22 protein-coding genes and 1 pseudogene are annotated in these 15,175 nt (G+C 22.8%); 8 read left to right on the forward strand and 15 right to left on the reverse strand.

The annotated features are described in order from the left end of the window. Window positions 1-11 precede the first annotated feature (11 nt). The 3 genes from AAHM98_RS08515 to AAHM98_RS08525 are packed head-to-tail and all read left to right on the forward strand — an operon-like array spanning window position 12 to window position 1,318. A complete protein-coding gene (locus AAHM98_RS08515; protein ID WP_342276400.1) occupies window positions 12-479 on the forward strand; it encodes a hypothetical protein in 468 nt (155 codons plus the stop codon). Continuing rightward, complete coding sequence (locus AAHM98_RS08520) at window positions 448-1,047, forward strand: hypothetical protein (protein ID WP_342276401.1); 600 nt, start codon at window positions 448-450, stop codon at window positions 1,045-1,047. Before AAHM98_RS08515 ends, AAHM98_RS08520 begins: the two co-directional genes overlap by 32 nt. After that, window positions 1,037-1,318: a hypothetical protein gene (locus tag AAHM98_RS08525; RefSeq protein WP_342276402.1), complete on the forward strand. Its 282-nt coding sequence runs from the start codon at window positions 1,037-1,039 to the stop codon at window positions 1,316-1,318. The genes AAHM98_RS08520 and AAHM98_RS08525 overlap by 11 nt, the downstream gene beginning before the upstream one ends. Here AAHM98_RS08525 and AAHM98_RS08530 read toward each other — a convergent pair. From AAHM98_RS08530 to AAHM98_RS08585, 12 genes are all read right to left on the reverse strand, one after another. After that, entirely contained in the window at window positions 1,313-2,233 is a 921-nt protein-coding gene (locus AAHM98_RS08530; RefSeq protein WP_342276403.1) for a hypothetical protein, read from the reverse strand. The two genes, AAHM98_RS08525 and AAHM98_RS08530, sit on opposite strands and share 6 nt — an antisense overlap. Beyond that, window positions 2,208-2,831, reverse strand: a complete 624-nt coding sequence (locus AAHM98_RS08535) for a hypothetical protein (protein WP_342276404.1) — start codon at window positions 2,829-2,831, stop codon at window positions 2,208-2,210. The genes AAHM98_RS08530 and AAHM98_RS08535 overlap by 26 nt, the downstream gene beginning before the upstream one ends. 11 nt (window positions 2,832-2,842) lie before the next feature. Then, window positions 2,843-3,217 (reverse strand): hypothetical protein, encoded by a 375-nt coding sequence (locus AAHM98_RS08540; RefSeq protein WP_342276405.1) that lies wholly within the window; start codon window positions 3,215-3,217, stop codon window positions 2,843-2,845. A 1-nt stretch (window position 3,218) separates the two neighbouring features. Next, a complete protein-coding gene (locus tag AAHM98_RS08545) occupies window positions 3,219-4,916 on the reverse strand; it encodes a hypothetical protein (protein ID WP_342276406.1) in 1,698 nt (565 codons plus the stop codon). A gap of 14 nt (window positions 4,917-4,930) precedes the next feature. Further along, a complete protein-coding gene (locus tag AAHM98_RS08550) occupies window positions 4,931-6,118 on the reverse strand; it encodes a hypothetical protein (RefSeq protein WP_342276407.1) in 1,188 nt (395 codons plus the stop codon). Between the two features lies 1 nt (window position 6,119). Beyond that, window positions 6,120-6,494, reverse strand: coding sequence for a hypothetical protein (locus AAHM98_RS08555; protein WP_342276408.1), 375 nt, complete (start codon window positions 6,492-6,494; stop codon window positions 6,120-6,122). Between the two features lie 19 nt (window positions 6,495-6,513). Beyond that, on the reverse strand, window positions 6,514-6,699 hold the full coding sequence (locus AAHM98_RS08560) for a hypothetical protein (RefSeq protein WP_342276409.1): 186 nt from the start codon (window positions 6,697-6,699) through the stop codon (window positions 6,514-6,516). Beyond that, on the reverse strand, window positions 6,680-6,958 hold the full coding sequence (locus tag AAHM98_RS08565) for a hypothetical protein (protein WP_342276410.1): 279 nt from the start codon (window positions 6,956-6,958) through the stop codon (window positions 6,680-6,682). The genes AAHM98_RS08560 and AAHM98_RS08565 overlap by 20 nt, the downstream gene beginning before the upstream one ends. Before the next feature lie 2 nt (window positions 6,959-6,960). Beyond that, window positions 6,961-7,173 (reverse strand): hypothetical protein, encoded by a 213-nt coding sequence (locus AAHM98_RS08570; RefSeq protein WP_342276411.1) that lies wholly within the window; start codon window positions 7,171-7,173, stop codon window positions 6,961-6,963. Window positions 7,174-7,191: 18 nt separating this feature from the next. After that, on the reverse strand, window positions 7,192-8,025 hold the full coding sequence (locus AAHM98_RS08575; protein ID WP_342276412.1) for a hypothetical protein: 834 nt from the start codon (window positions 8,023-8,025) through the stop codon (window positions 7,192-7,194). 19 nt (window positions 8,026-8,044) lie between these two features. Continuing rightward, on the reverse strand, window positions 8,045-8,275 hold the full coding sequence (locus tag AAHM98_RS08580; protein ID WP_342276413.1) for a hypothetical protein: 231 nt from the start codon (window positions 8,273-8,275) through the stop codon (window positions 8,045-8,047). 305 nt (window positions 8,276-8,580) lie between these two features. Then, window positions 8,581-9,003 carry a hypothetical protein gene (locus tag AAHM98_RS08585; protein ID WP_342276414.1) on the reverse strand — a complete coding sequence of 141 codons (423 nt, stop codon included), beginning with the start codon at window positions 9,001-9,003 and terminating at the stop codon, window positions 8,581-8,583. Between the two features lie 969 nt (window positions 9,004-9,972). On the opposite strand from AAHM98_RS08585, the gene AAHM98_RS08590 reads away from it, so the two are divergent. From AAHM98_RS08590 to AAHM98_RS08605, 4 genes are all read left to right on the forward strand, one after another. After that, window positions 9,973-10,665 carry a hypothetical protein gene (locus AAHM98_RS08590; RefSeq protein ID WP_342276415.1) on the forward strand — a complete coding sequence of 231 codons (693 nt, stop codon included), beginning with the start codon at window positions 9,973-9,975 and terminating at the stop codon, window positions 10,663-10,665. Window positions 10,666-10,799: 134 nt separating this feature from the next. Further along, complete coding sequence (locus tag AAHM98_RS08595) at window positions 10,800-11,273, forward strand: hypothetical protein (RefSeq protein ID WP_342276416.1); 474 nt, start codon at window positions 10,800-10,802, stop codon at window positions 11,271-11,273. 4 nt (window positions 11,274-11,277) lie between these two features. Continuing rightward, on the forward strand, window positions 11,278-11,760 hold the full coding sequence (locus AAHM98_RS08600; RefSeq protein ID WP_342276417.1) for a hypothetical protein: 483 nt from the start codon (window positions 11,278-11,280) through the stop codon (window positions 11,758-11,760). A gap of 226 nt (window positions 11,761-11,986) precedes the next feature. Next, the gene (locus tag AAHM98_RS08605) at window positions 11,987-12,271 is read left to right on the forward strand and encodes a hypothetical protein (protein WP_342276418.1); all 285 of its coding nucleotides are present in this window, start codon (window positions 11,987-11,989) and stop codon (window positions 12,269-12,271) included. 125 nt (window positions 12,272-12,396) lie between these two features. On the opposite strand, the gene AAHM98_RS08610 is transcribed toward AAHM98_RS08605, so the two are convergent. Then, window positions 12,397-12,909, reverse strand: a complete 513-nt coding sequence (locus AAHM98_RS08610; protein WP_342276419.1) for a two-component regulator propeller domain-containing protein — start codon at window positions 12,907-12,909, stop codon at window positions 12,397-12,399. Between AAHM98_RS08610 and AAHM98_RS09085 the strand changes: the two are divergent. Beyond that, window positions 12,905-13,149: pseudogene (locus tag AAHM98_RS09085) on the forward strand (DNA cytosine methyltransferase); the annotation flags it as partial. The gene AAHM98_RS08610 and the pseudogene AAHM98_RS09085 overlap by 5 nt on opposite strands. Window positions 13,150-13,172: 23 nt before the next feature. Here AAHM98_RS09085 and AAHM98_RS08615 read toward each other — a convergent pair. Continuing rightward, window positions 13,173-14,012, reverse strand: a complete 840-nt coding sequence (locus AAHM98_RS08615) for an ABC transporter permease subunit (protein WP_342276420.1) — start codon at window positions 14,010-14,012, stop codon at window positions 13,173-13,175. Then, window positions 14,005-14,913, reverse strand: a complete 909-nt coding sequence (locus AAHM98_RS08620) for an ABC transporter ATP-binding protein (RefSeq protein ID WP_342276421.1) — start codon at window positions 14,911-14,913, stop codon at window positions 14,005-14,007. The genes AAHM98_RS08615 and AAHM98_RS08620 overlap by 8 nt, the downstream gene beginning before the upstream one ends. Between the last annotated feature and the right edge of the window lie 262 nt (window positions 14,914-15,175).

Below are 15,175 nucleotides of genomic sequence, written 5' to 3' on the forward strand. Positions count from 1 at the left end.
AGGAGTGAATAATGACATTTTGATATTGATTTACACATTGATTTTATTTAAGTAGATGAAAATTAATGAATGTACCAATATGATATGAAATAGTTGCTAGTTTAATAATAATTGGAATAATAGGTTTAATTTTAGGGATTATTGGTATTGTATATTTAATTTATTTAAAAATAACTGATTCAAGGAGAAAACAAATGACTAATTTAATAAATTTATTTGGTAAAGATAAAATAGAAATATTTTCACCAAATCCAAAAGAAATAACAAGTAATAATGATATTAAAGCAATTATTGTAAGTAAATATAAGCAATTAGATGCTAAATATATAATTGTTAGTGATGTACATGCTAATACTGCATTAATTGTTGGTGATAATCATATATATCAAGGTACAATAGAAATATTTATTAAACAAAAAACCAGTTTAGAAGGAGTAATGAATTTAAATGCCAAATGACATGAATGTACAATCAAATAATTATACTTTAATAAAATTAATAAGAACAGGTATAAGTCCAATTTTAGCAATGATTGGAACCAGTGCTTATTATGGACAATTAATAGGTAATCCAATATTAGGCTCAATTAATTCTTTATTATTTGGTAAAAAATTAGGTTTAGATATATGAAATTTAAATCAAAGACCTTCTTCTAAAACTAAATTTATTAATAGTAGTAAAAAAATATTATTAGGTTTAGGAACAATTAGTTTAGCAAATTATAGTAAGTTTTTAAATACTGTTATTACACCAATAGAACCTAGTACAACAATTAATCCAATAACAAGTACTACAAAATTACCAACTACTACAAGTACAACATCTACTACAGAAACACCACCATGACCATTAATGTTAAATGATAATAATAATTCTAATAATTTAATGGATTGAGATACTTATATTTCATTAAATGCTTATGGTATTTCAAATCTTATTAGTGGAATTACTGAATTAATACCTAATAGATTTGAACCAATAAGAAAAATAGCAAATATGGGTACTGGTGGGTGTTTAATTAGTAGTGGTGTAGCAAATGGGTATTAATAATGATTTTAATAATGCTTATGCTATTCCTACAATAATAGCGGGTGCTAGTGAAATTATACATAATTTATTACCAATAGAAATTACACATCATAATACTGAAATGCAAGAAGTATTTACTGATGAAAGAGTAAGATTAATTAATGATGATAATAGATTTACAATTAATAGTGAAACAAGTAGTCAATATGGCAGTAATATGAGTGATGTATTATTAAACAATGCTGATAATCATTCATTAAATTGAGATTATAACCACATGAGTTTATAAATAAATCATTGCTGATGTAACACCTAAATCAACATAATTAGTTACTACCTTTTTATTATTTTCTGCTTGAAATGTACTATCTAATATTGCAGGAGCGCCCCTTCACATAAAAATTAAATATTTACTACTTCCATCACTTTTAAGATATGCCCATGAATAACTAATACGATATAAAGTGTTTAATTTAAAATTAAATGCAATATTATCATTTTCATTACTAATAGTACCAACTGATTTTCATTTAATAAAATTTAATTCATTAATTTTATCATCAACATATTTTTTATGTGGAATATCTAAATCATCAGTTACAAACGGATTATTTCTATATTTTAATGTATTAACACCTTTTTTAATAACATTATTAATTAAATTAGTAGTAGTATCTTTATCATCTTTATTATCAAATATTCTATTTTCATCAACTGAACTTCCCCCAGTAGCACTAATAATATTATCTTTAATAGTTATATTAGTACCTGCAGTTAATTCATCTTGTTTTTTATCAATATTAGTTTTATTTTCATTAATACCACCAGTAATTGTTTTATTAGTAGTTTGTAAATTTTCGTCATTAATATTTTGTTTTTTATCTAATAAATTATTAGTTTCTTGTTTAGTATAATAATTATCATTATTATTAGTTTCTGCTATAAATTCAGTTGGAATTCCATTTCCTTGAAATTCATAAACTTCAATAATAACAGATGTATATTGATGATTAGTTGCACCAGACTTATCATCAACATCTATAAAAAACTTAAATCCTAAATAATTGTAAAATAATGATACTATAATATTTTCGTTGATAATTAATTTATCAATTATAATAAATTCTTGTGGTTTGCTAGATTGTATTGGAGGATAAATTAAGGTTTTTGTTAGTTTATTAATTCTTATTATTATAGTTTCCATTATTAATATAAGAAAAGTATCAAGAAACAACATATCATTTATCTTGATTAATATTATGGTTATTTGTTTTCCTTCATAAAGGACTTGTTTCGATATTAAATCAATTATTTTTAATACTTTCAATTTCTTTATTTGCTAACTTAATATTATTTTCATTACTAGTAATACGTTTTTGTTGTTTAGCAGAAAAATCAGCAGTTGCAGCATGGGTAAAATCATTCTCTTGTGGATTATTTTGTAATGCTTCTGGTGGTAATGTACCAATTTCACTTGGTCAATTTAAAACCATTGTTTCAGTTTCGGAGTCATATTCAGTTGCTACATAACTTTTATTAACAAGTTTAGTAACTGCTCCACGAAATACTTCATGTTCATTTTTGCTTATAACATCATCATATAATTTCATTTGTTTAGTTAATATAAAATCATGATTATCTTTATCTCCACCAATTCTTTGTTCTTTTTCATTATCAATTAATTCATCTACTTGATTTCTTTTATAAAATGCTTCTAAATCAATTTTATCAACAGCAATTTCTTGTTCATCATAACTCATTAGTATTTCTTTTAATTGCGTTAATTGAGATAGAATTTTCATTCTACTTGGTGCTAAATCTCACACATTAATTGTTGGAATACTACTAGCACTAAATTGTGTACCATTATTAATTGAATATTAGCATCAACATTAAATTCAATTGGAGTACGATTAAATACTCAATGTTCTACCATTACATAAACCATATCTCTTAATGTTTCTTGAAGTAATTTATCTTTAAAACTATCAAAAGGAAATTTATATAAAATAAAATTAAGATAAGCATTAATATCATTTTGTGCGCGAATAGCAAATGTAGTAAATCATTCCTTAGCATTTGGTCATGTATTTACATATTGTTGTGGAGTGTCGTCAATTGTTCCGGTTAATGGATATCACTTATTATAATTTTCTAAACTAATATCAGTTCAAAGTTCTTTTATCATATTATCATTCCTTAAAAAATGCTTTTTCATAATGTTTAGTACGTTTTTTAGTTTTTCTATGTGCTATATGTATAATTTCTTTTTGTAATTTTTTCTTACCTTTTTCAACCACTTGACTATAAGCAAATTTTTCTAAATGATGTAATAAACCAGTACCAAACAACGTATAAACTCCAAATTTTAAACTAACACTTTTAAAAGATTTAGTAACATTTTCCAACGGATTATTAATAACATTAATAACTTTATGATAAGTTCTTACTATTCTTAATATTTCGCGATGTACCTTAAAAGCATCTTTTATAATCTGTTGAACAACTGGTGGCGCAAATGCAATTGTTTTTAATCATTTATTAGTATTAACTCCATAACCAATATATCAACCACTATTTCAGCGATATCAATGAAAAGGATGTACTTGTGTAACGAAAGTTTCTGCTTTAATAATAGTATCAATAACAACAAATGGTTTATATTTAGGATTACGATGATAAATAGTAATAGCACATTTATCTAGTGATAATGGCTGAATTTTACATACCATAAATACTGGTGAATTTAATGGAATTAATTGTGCATGTTTAATTGCTTTTTTCTCAGCACTAGTAAATAAATCACTTGTTTTTTCTTTTAATTTATTAATTTTTGCTATTGATTTTTCTTCTAATTGTTCAAATTTTTCTTGTAATTTATATATCTTTTCACGTAATTTTTCAAAATAAGGTGTATCTTTTCAAAATTTATTTAATCCTTTTCTTAAATAAAATCTAATATCAAAATATTTAAAAGTTTGATTTGTTTTTAAAACAACTTTATGAATAACACTATTTTTAAAATTGAACTTAATAGCATTAACACGAATTTTTTGTAAATCTAAAATTAATGTTTTTCCATATCTATTTTCTGTATGTATTGTGTAAACTAAATTTAATCAATCATGTTGGTTCATTTTTAATACTTCTTTTAAATAAGTATTATATTTTTTTAAAAAATTATTTGCTTTTTCAATATCTTTAATTTTAAATTTAGGAGTTAATTGTGGACTTAACTTTATTAATGTATTTTGTAATAATAAGTAATCTTTTAACTCTTGTTCTTCTAATTTTTTAAAATTATTATGAAATTGTCTTTCTGCAACATAACCTAAGTTTTGCAATATTGTTTCACGATTAGGTGCAATTGAATAGTTAAATAAATATCGTTGTTTACTAATAATTTTATCTGTTAAAATTTCTTTACCTGTTACTTGATTAATAACATCTTGTAAATTTTTTGCTTCTTTAATCCCAATTTTTTCTAATGTTTTAGTTTTTTGTGCTAGTTTAATAAATTTAGTAGTACGAATACCACGAGTAATTTTATTAAGTCCGGCAAACGCTGGTAATAAATTAAAAAAAGTATTTAATTTTGTTACATTTCCTTTTAAATAATCATAAACTTGATTAATAGTAAAATCAGTTGTTGCTTCAATACCAACAGCAATACTACTACCAATAAAATCACTTGCACCTAATCCAAGTGCTAGTTCTTCACTTAAACCACCAGTAAAAGGAGCAAGTGCAACTGCTATTACTTGTACACCAATCATTTCTAAAATTTCTAATCATAAACTTTTATTTTCTTGTTGTTTACTTATTCTAGTATGTTTTGGTTTATTTATGTTTAAAATTATAGCAGTGCTATTAGTACCAATTGGCATAGTATTAATTTTCCTTATTTAAGATTAATTTTAATAGGATTTGTTGAACCTTTATAATTTGGGTCATTTATATTTGTTCTAATAATTACATATAAATCACCAGTTTTTTGTTTATTATTACTTATAATATTTTTACCTTGGTCATCACTAAAATATTTAATTGTAGGAGTTTCTAAACTTGGATTTAAACCATTAATTTCTTTTGTATATAAAATATTTGTATCTAAATCTCTATTATTTTTATCTGTTCTTGCCGTAGTATCTAATGTTAAATTTGTAATTTTAGATTTTAAGTCAGTTTTTACTTCACTTTTAATTACACCACACATCATTCAACGAGATGTTGTTTCTTTTTTTGACATATAAGGAATTGATTGACCCAATACTTCACCACCAACTTTATATGCTCTACCAACTTTACCGTCAGTAATCTCTTGCACATAAACAACTGTATTTTCTAGCATATATCTTTTCATTGCTTTTGGTGTTGCTAGAATAAAAGACATAATTTCATTTTCATTTTTATCATTAGTAAATGTCATATAATCATCAAGTACAATTTGACATAATACTCCTTTTACATATAAATCATTACCGTTTAATCTTAATTGCTGTGCTAATTGATTATCAGTAATTATTCCTTTATTATCTGCTAAATAAACTAAACTATCATAAAGATTATTAGTAATAAAGAAACGAGAATTAGCACCATTTCTTAATTGAAATAAAGTATTTCATGCCGATAACATTGCTTTTAAATAACCAATTGGAGTTGTATCATTAATTAATACCTTAGTAGCAAATTGTGAAATTACATTAGTGTCATCACTTGCTAATTTATCTGTTAAATCATTTGCAACTTCATATTGCATAGTATCTAATAAATTTTGACCATTTTCTGCTAATAAATCAACAGCTGCAATAGTTTCACCTGCAACGTATAATTTTTCAATAATTTTGTCAATTTTATCAGTTTGAGCATAACTAATATCAAGTCTTGTACTTTTATCATTTCACTCAAGTACTTTAATTTTTGGGTCTTTTGGTAATTTAATAATGAATTCAATTTTAGTAGAATTAACCATTTCAATAGGAAAAAAACTTGCTCAGGGACTATTTGATTGTTTAAAAAATTCAATAAATTCAGGAGCTTCTACTAATTTTTCTGTATTATTTAAGTTTGTTTGAATATTTACTGCCATTTTAATTTTTCTTTTTATAATCTAATAACGGATTAATTTTTGTTGATATTTGATTATTAATAATTGTTTGTTGATTACCACCAGTATTAAGTGGTGTTCTTAATACTGGTTGTTCTTTAATAAATTGTTTTATAGTATTTTCTATTTCTTCACTTTTAGTATCTTTTGTTTTAAACTTCAAATAATCATGAAATTCTTGTTTAATTTGATATTTATTAAAAATATTAATCATTTGTTGTTCTTTAAGTTCTTGATTAATTTTATTTAATTTATTTTCTGCTTCACTAATTTTTTGATTAATTTCATTATCAGGTTGTTGTTCAGCATTATTTTCAACTAAAAATTCATTTTGTATATTAGGTTCATTTTCAATCATGTTATTATTCCTTTCTTTATTATCCTAATAATCAATCTTTAACTATTTGTGGTATTTCATTCATTATTTTTTTATAATCAATAATTGTTTCTTCTAATATGTTAATTTCAGAAAAGTTAAAATATTTATCAATAGATAAATCAAAATCTCTATCAATTTTGATATCTTGTTCGTTATATTTTGTGTTAAATTCATTTCTTGTCATTTTGTCTCACTTCCTTACTTACATTTAATATTTTACTTTCATCTAAATTAAATGGAATTGCTAAAATTTGATAATGAATAATTTCACGATTATGATATCCGATTTTAGTAACTACTTCTTTAAAACCTAAATGAAATAATGTTGCTAATTCTAATGTTTCAAATGCTTTATATTTCATATCATCACTTTGATTAGTTTTATACATTAATAAATAAATTTGTTTCATATTAGTTGTCATTCTAATTTCATTATTTTTCATAGTTATTTTGCTTCCTTACTTTTTCCTTTTTCCATAAGTTTTTCTAATTTTATTTGTTGCTTATTTAACTTATTTTCTTGTTTTGTCATTTTATTATTGGAACGTATATGTTTTGGAGTTGTAATATATTTTTTTAAAAATACAATAATTTCTCTACAAATTAATGTTCCTACAGATGTTCCAATAATAATTAATTCATGTATAAATTCTTTCATTTTATATTTCCCTTCCTTTTATAAATGATAATAATTTTCATCAAATGATAATCGTGCATTAATATTAACTTCACTCATATCACTACCATAACTATTAATACTTACATTATCATTAATTAATCTTGCAGTATCATTAGTAAAACTAGTTTCTTGCATTTCAGTATTATTATGATTAGTTTCTATTGGTAATAAATTATGAATAATTTCACTTGTTCCGGCAATAATAGTAGGAATAGCATAAGCATTATTAAAATCATTATTAATACCCATTGCTACACCACTAGAAATTAAACACCCACCAGTAGTCATATTAGCAATCTTTCTAATATTTTCAAATCTATTAGGTATTAATTCAGTAATTCCACTAATAAGATTTGAAATACCATAAGCATTTAATGAAATATAAGTATCTCAATCCATTAAATTATTAGAATTATTATTAAATAAATTATCTGGAAATGGATTAACAGTTGTTGATGTTGTACTTGTAGTAGTTATAGGAGATATAGTACTTGTTATTGGATTAATTGTTGTACTAGGTTCTATTGGTGTAATAACAGTATTTAAAAACTTACTATAATTTGCTAAACTAATTGTTCCTAAACCTAATAATATTTTTTTACTACTATTAATAAATTTAGTTTTAGAAGAAGGTCTTTGATTTAAATTTCATATATCTAAACCTAATTTTTTACCAAATAATAAAGAATTAATTGAGCCTAATATTGGATTACCTATTAATTGTCCATAATAAGCACTAGTTCCAATCATTGCTGAAATAGGACTTATACCTATTCTTATTAATTTAGTTAATGTATAGTTATTTGATTGTGGTGTTTCTGTATTTGGCATATTTTTCTCCTTTTTTAATTTATTTTTTTTTAATTCAAACTTTAAATCATCCTTTATAGACTTCATTATCACCAACTATTAAAGCAACATTATTCTCAGGATCAGAAATAACTATATGTTTTGATTTAACATTAGGGTATTTCATTAAGATAATCGCTCTAATATCATTATGTGTATGAAGTGCTTGCGGAGATGATGATAATATTTCAATTTCATCTTTATTTCCAAATAAAGTAGGTAGTATAATCATATTTATTCCTTTCATTTTTTAAATCATTTAACATTAATGGAACAAAATGCACGATTTTTTGGAATATTTAAAGTATTAAAGATTTGTCCAGTTACCATAATTTCATCATTTTTGTTTAATAAAATACATCGTTTATAAAGTTTTGGGTTATTAAAAATTAAGGTAACATAGTTTAATCCATTTCATTGACCACGAACAGTATAATATAAATATTTATTACCTTTCTCATGATATTTTGCTTCTATACTGACTGTTACTAAGTTTTACTGTTAATTTAATGTAATTCGCTTTATCTTTCATTTTTTTTAGTTCCTTAAATAATATTGAATATGCTTATAAGCATCTTGTTCATGTTTTGTTAAAATAATATTTCCTTGATAATTTTCTATTTTACTTTTATTTTTTGGTTGACTTTCGTGATAATCTCAATTCATAATATCTTGAATTAATACCATTAAAGCACCTATAATTTTTGGTGTTGCTAGGGGATTTGTTAATAATTGTTTTGAATTTAAAAAGAAATTTTCTACAATAACTAAGATTTTTTTATTACCTAGAAGTGTTTTAAACTGCATTAATTTTTCTTTATAAAGATTTTTACTTTCTAAAATAGTTTTTGCTTGGAATGTTTCATAATAAATAATATTATTAGTTTCATTTGAATATATAACCACTCCGCTATTTCCAATACCCGCCGGGTCAATACCAATAATTAATTCATAATGCATTATTAATTCCTTTATAACAAAAATAATTCTTCATTATGAGTTGAAATATGTTTATATGGAGTAATTAAATAATTAGTTGGTAAATCATTATGATTGTATTCAATAATCTTGTATGCTTTATTATTTTCAACTCATTTAACATTATATTTAAAACATGGATTAATAATGTTTGTTTTTGGGTCTTTTATTTCTCCAATAAATCACCCATTATGTTCTTCATAAAATGTAAGTTCTTCTAATTTAATTTTATTAATATAATATTCTTTTTTTTTGCAGGAGGTTTATTAATAGTTATTTTTTGACTATTAATATATGGTTTTAATAATTCTTTTAATTATCCAGCAAATATCTTACCACCAAGTCCACAAAATATAGCAAAACAAATAATTATTATTCCAAGTAATCCTACATACAGTACTGAATTACCAGTAGAAAATTTATTTAGTATAGGTAATGATAATAAGTTACAATATGCCCCTTATAACTGAAACGATTATGTTTTTTCAAAAATTAAACCATTAGAAATTAACTTAGATATTAAATCCAAATTAGACCCAACATTATTAATTAATACTTTTAATGATTTACAAAGATATTATAAGTCAATTGACTTATATATTAGTTGAGAGTATGAAACAAAAGAGTGAAGTAATGGAACTGAACCAAGTAATATTATTTTAGATATTAATCAAATATTTTCAAATAAGAAACAAACTATAACAAAATCATTTAATTTAAAAGAATTAAATTATTATTCTGATAATAAAGAATTAATTAAAAAAATGATAATAAAATTATTATTAAAATATCAGATTAAACATTCTGACACTTTTGCAAAAAATACTTTCAAATTTGAACTAATCCTACCTATTGACGTCAAAAGCAAGCATACGAAGAATTTATTGCAGAAATCATGTAAACTTATATATATTAAAAAATAATTCAAATTTTATTTAGGAGAAAAAATATATGAGTGATAATAGTAAAAGAAAAAGTTTTATAGCATTTATGGCAACTTTAATTGTATTACTTCCAGCAGGTTTTGGCACGGTTTTTCTATTAAACCCACCATTAGAAATAGAAGATGTTGAAAAAGAAGAAAATTACAAGAAAAAAAATAAAAAAGATTTAAAAACAATAATTTCAGAAAAATATAGAAATTTAGGTGTTATTGGTACTCATAATGATGACCAATCTCCAACTGAAAACCAAATTAAAAATTTACTAAAATCCAAGATTAATAATCTTAATATTGATAAAATTAAAATTACAGATATTAGTCAAGATGATGCCAAAATTGAATCATATGATAATAATTTTTATACTGGATTTGTAAATGTTACTTATAAAATTATAAAAATTATTGATTTTTCCAAATTTGATGAAATGAGTGTTGAATTAAAAATTGATGAAAGTTCTAAACCGGAAGAAATAAATAAAATGCTTGAAGAAAACTCAATCAAAATAAGTATGATAGTAATTATTAAACACAAATTGTTTGAAGAAATTAATCCTGAAAAAATTAAAACTGAAATAGATAAAACAAATCAAATAATTGAAATTTCTTCAAATGATGAAAATATTTATACTGGTAAATTTAAAATTCGTTACTCTCTTAAAAGAGTAACAGATTTAAATGAGATTATTAATGATAAAAAATAGGTATAGTTTATACTAATAACATAAATCCTGATCCACCAACAGTTGCTGAAATCAAAAATGCTTTAATAAATAAATATTTGCTAGCAAATATTATAGACAAAATTAACATTAGTGATATTACTCAACAAGATTTTATGGTATCTTCAAATGAATATGTTAATAAATTTAAGGTGAGTTATGATATTTTTTACAATTTTTTTAATTTAAAAGAACTTGTCCCTAAAAATAAAAACACTTTCATAGTACCTACTTTTAAGGAGAGTGATTCCTTTTCATTTTTATCTTCAGATATAATCTCAGATTATTTTTGGAATGAAAATTGGTCAGTCTTAAAATATCTATTTTATAACAAACCTTATCATTTTGTAAAAGAGCTTGATTATAGACTTAAATATAAAGCAAGTGATGAGTCAATTGAAAATTTTAATAAAAAAGAAAATAATAATAGTTTTGAAAATTTTAATGAATTAAATAATGAATTCAAAAAAATGATGAACAGTAACAAAGATCAATATAATATTGACTGAGATAATATATTAAAAAAATTATTTCCAAATGATTTAATTTTTCAAAAAAAAAATAAAGGAAAAATTATTTCGTTTTTATAATATAATGTTTAACATTTATGGAAAACAAAATGTTTTAAATATAGTAAAAAAGATTGAATTATCAAATGAAAATATAGAGTGACTTGGAAGCGCTCATTTCCCCGGTGATTTTTCCGGTTGAGATAAAAAAATAAAACTTTATTATTCAGTGGCTGAAGAGTATAAAATTGATAAAATAGTATGAACTATAGTTCATGAGTATGGACATATGTTAGATTTTTTTGTCACAAAAAACTGAAATATATCTGCAGAAGAACAAATGATAGATGTATTTGCTTTACCATTAGGAATTACTAAATCTGAATATAAACGGATTTTAGCTTATGGTATTGTAAGAAGCACTTATGGAAGAACATCAAATAAAGAATTATTTGCAGAAGCTTTTGCACAGTGAATTCTTACACCGGAAAAATATAGAGATCTCGCATGGGAAAAATTAGATAATTTTTTTAGAGATAATTTACCAAAAAACAAGGTTTTCCTGTAATCTGTGTTTCTCGTTTTTACAAAGTACTAGTTAATAGTAATGTGATTAAAATTTTAAGGAGTAATTTTATGATAAAAAAATAGTAATTATTTTGGGAACAATAGGTTTAATTGTAGGAACTAGTATAAATGTATTGGTTGTTCTTTTAATAAAATGTTAGAAATTAAAAGCAATTATATTAGTTATCATGATAATTCAATTTCTAGAGAGGTTCTAGTGATAAATTATGAATAAAAGAAATTCTGAATATAAACCACTTTCATTTACAACTACTCTATGTAATCCTGAGCGTATTAAAAAATGTTTAAATGTCTTAATTGAATTTGAAGGAAAAATACTTACAAACAAATTAATTGATAATATTTTTTTTAAAATTATTTCACAAAAAATTTATATTCCTATCTATGTTAATTCTAATCAGGAACTTAAGAACCAATTAAAATTAGAAAAAAATTTTGATAAATTATATACAATTAAAATAATTGCACATAGTCCTCAAAATCATGGATAATCTGGGTTTGATCATGGTTGACCCTCTAGATTTGATACTTGATACAAAATTATGAAAGAGTTTGGATTAGTATATTATGAAATTGGTAAACCTATAGAAATTTCAACAGCAGGACATAAATTAGTTTATTCCATGCAACAAGAAAAATCAGATTTAGAAGAACAAGTACTTTTAAATATTTTAATAGTAAACACAGAACTGTTTATTTCATTTACTTTAATTGGCATTTTTTGATTATTTTCTATAATATATAATCCATTATGTAAACCATAATACACATTATTTTGATTATCAACAGCAATTACATTAATGCTGCTTTTATTTTCTAATTCATTAATTAGAACAGCTTTTGGCTTTTCTTTTACTAATTCAGTAGCAAACAATAAATAAGCACTTTGATTATCTGTTCCAATTATAATATTACCTTGACTATCTACTGCTATTGTTCTTACTTGTGTATTTATATCAGTAATTTTTGTAATTCAATTTTCATTATATTTTAATTCATATCCACCTGTAGATGTTGCAAAGAAAACATTATCTTTACCATCAATTGCTATTTCTTCAATACTAGAATTATTTTCTATGCCAATTACCTTAGTAGCTATTATTTCTTTATTTTTAACTTTATATACCATTCCAGTACATTTATATAAGGATTGATTAAGACATATTCATCCGGACTCATCTCAAGTAAGAACAATAACAGTTAGAGAAGCCGCACGTTTACAAACTTTTTCTGATGATTATATATTATTGGAAGTCAAATGGCGCAATATAAAATGATACGGAACGCTGTACCACCTAAGTTTTCAGAAATTCTAGCTGAATATTTATATAAATTATTATTTTATAAAGAACAATTTAATCCAAATTAATAATTTTAGGTTTTAGATTATTTTTATAAAAATAAATCTTTTTTAGAAAAAAATCAATTTCCCAAAATAAATAAACCACCAATTAAAATTAACACGACAGGAATTTGTCAAGCAAAATTGACAAAATCAAAATTTTGAATATTACCAAGATTTACACCTTGATTATGAGTGGGATTATTAAAAATAATTGGTTTTAAAAAAGACATAATAGTAAAATAATCAAAATATTTCAAATTTTCTAAACCTTTAATTTCAGAAGCATAATGTCCAATTATATAAAATACAAAAAAAACAGTTAAAACTCCACTAATTAAAGCAATAGATAAAGATTGTTTATCACAAAAATAACAACTAATAAATCAAGTAATAGATGTAAATAAAATTGAAAAAAATATAAGTGACAAAAAATATAAAAAAAGATATAAAGCCATTTGACTATTAAAATCTTTAAAAATAGAAGAAAATAAAATCAATTGCATTAATAAAATAGAAATATTTAAAAATAAAATTGATGATAAAATTACAAAAAATTTAGAATTTAAAATTTTTTGTCTTGACATAGATGTTGTTAATCAAGAACTAAAATAACCCTTACTTATTTCTTTTAATAAAAGTTTATTTACTAAAATAACACCAAAAATAGGTAATAATATCATTGAAGGAATAAAAAAGAAAAATTTAAAAAGTAATGAACCTCCTGGGCCACCAGTACTAGAATAATATCCATTATATTTATCAATAATTTCATAAGGTGAAAAATACTCTTGAATTAACGTTGGGACAGTTCAAATTAATAACAATATAAAAAATATTATTATTTCAATTTTTACAATTTTAAATTGTGATTTTATAAAACTAATCATTAAATTCTATCTCCTTTTCATAATACTTAATAAAAAATTTTTCTAAATCAAATGGTAGTTCTCTGAAATAATCAATTTTATAAACTGAAATTTCTTTTAAAAAATTATCAATTTCAGCATTTGAAATAAAAATAGTTAAAATTTTGTTTTTATTATTTTTATTTACAATATTTCACTTTTTAGAAGAAATAAAATTATTATAATCAACATTTTTTGAAAATTTTATTTCATAATTTTTTTCAGAATTATTTTTTATGTCCTCAATTAATACTTCTGAAATTATTTTTCCGTTTTTTATAATTCCAACTTTATCACAATTATTTTCAATTTCACCAAAAATATGAGAACTCATGAATATTGTTTTATTTTCTTTTTTAAAATTATCAACTAATTTATCAAATTTTTTTTGCATTAAAGGATCTAATCCACTTGTTGGCTCATCTAAAATTAAAAGTTCAGGTTTATGCATAAATGCAGAAATAATGGCTATTTTTTGTTTCATACCTTTTGACATTTTTTTAATTTTTGTTTTTGGATTAAAATCAAAATATTCAATTAATTTTTTTGTATAATTTCAATCAACATTATTACGAATATCAGCAATTGTTTTTAAATAATTGATGCCGGTCATATATTCAGGTAACATAACTTCACCAGATAAATATCCCGTTTTTGCCATAATTTCTTTTGAATTTTTTCAGATGTCATAACCTAAAATGGTTCCATTACCTTCATCAGATTTAATAAAACCGACCATTTGTCGTATTAAAGTAGTTTTTCCAGCACCATTAGGTCCAATAAAACCATAAACAGTTCCTTTATTCACTGTAATATTTATATTAAAACATCCAACATTAGATTCATATTTTTTAGTAATATTATTTAAATCTATAACTTTCATACTTGAATTATCCTCCTTTTACTATTTCGTTTTATTTCCATTGAAAACAATTACTTAATTATACTTTAATTAAAATAAAAATGCTATCAAAGAATACTAATAAACATCAATATTTAAAAGTAGTGCAATTTGTTCAACATTTAAGTAACCTCATCGATTGATAATGTCTAATATTTTTAGTTGTTCCATTTTATTTTGCTCCTTAAATCATAATTCAATAGTTTTTTCAAAAGTTTTCTTTCTTTTTGAAGCGACTTTGTCG

The sequence above is a fragment of the Spiroplasma endosymbiont of Nebria brevicollis genome (assembly GCF_964030895.1).
Lineage (GTDB): Bacteria > Bacillota_I > Bacilli_A > Mycoplasmatales > VBWQ01 > Spiroplasma_E.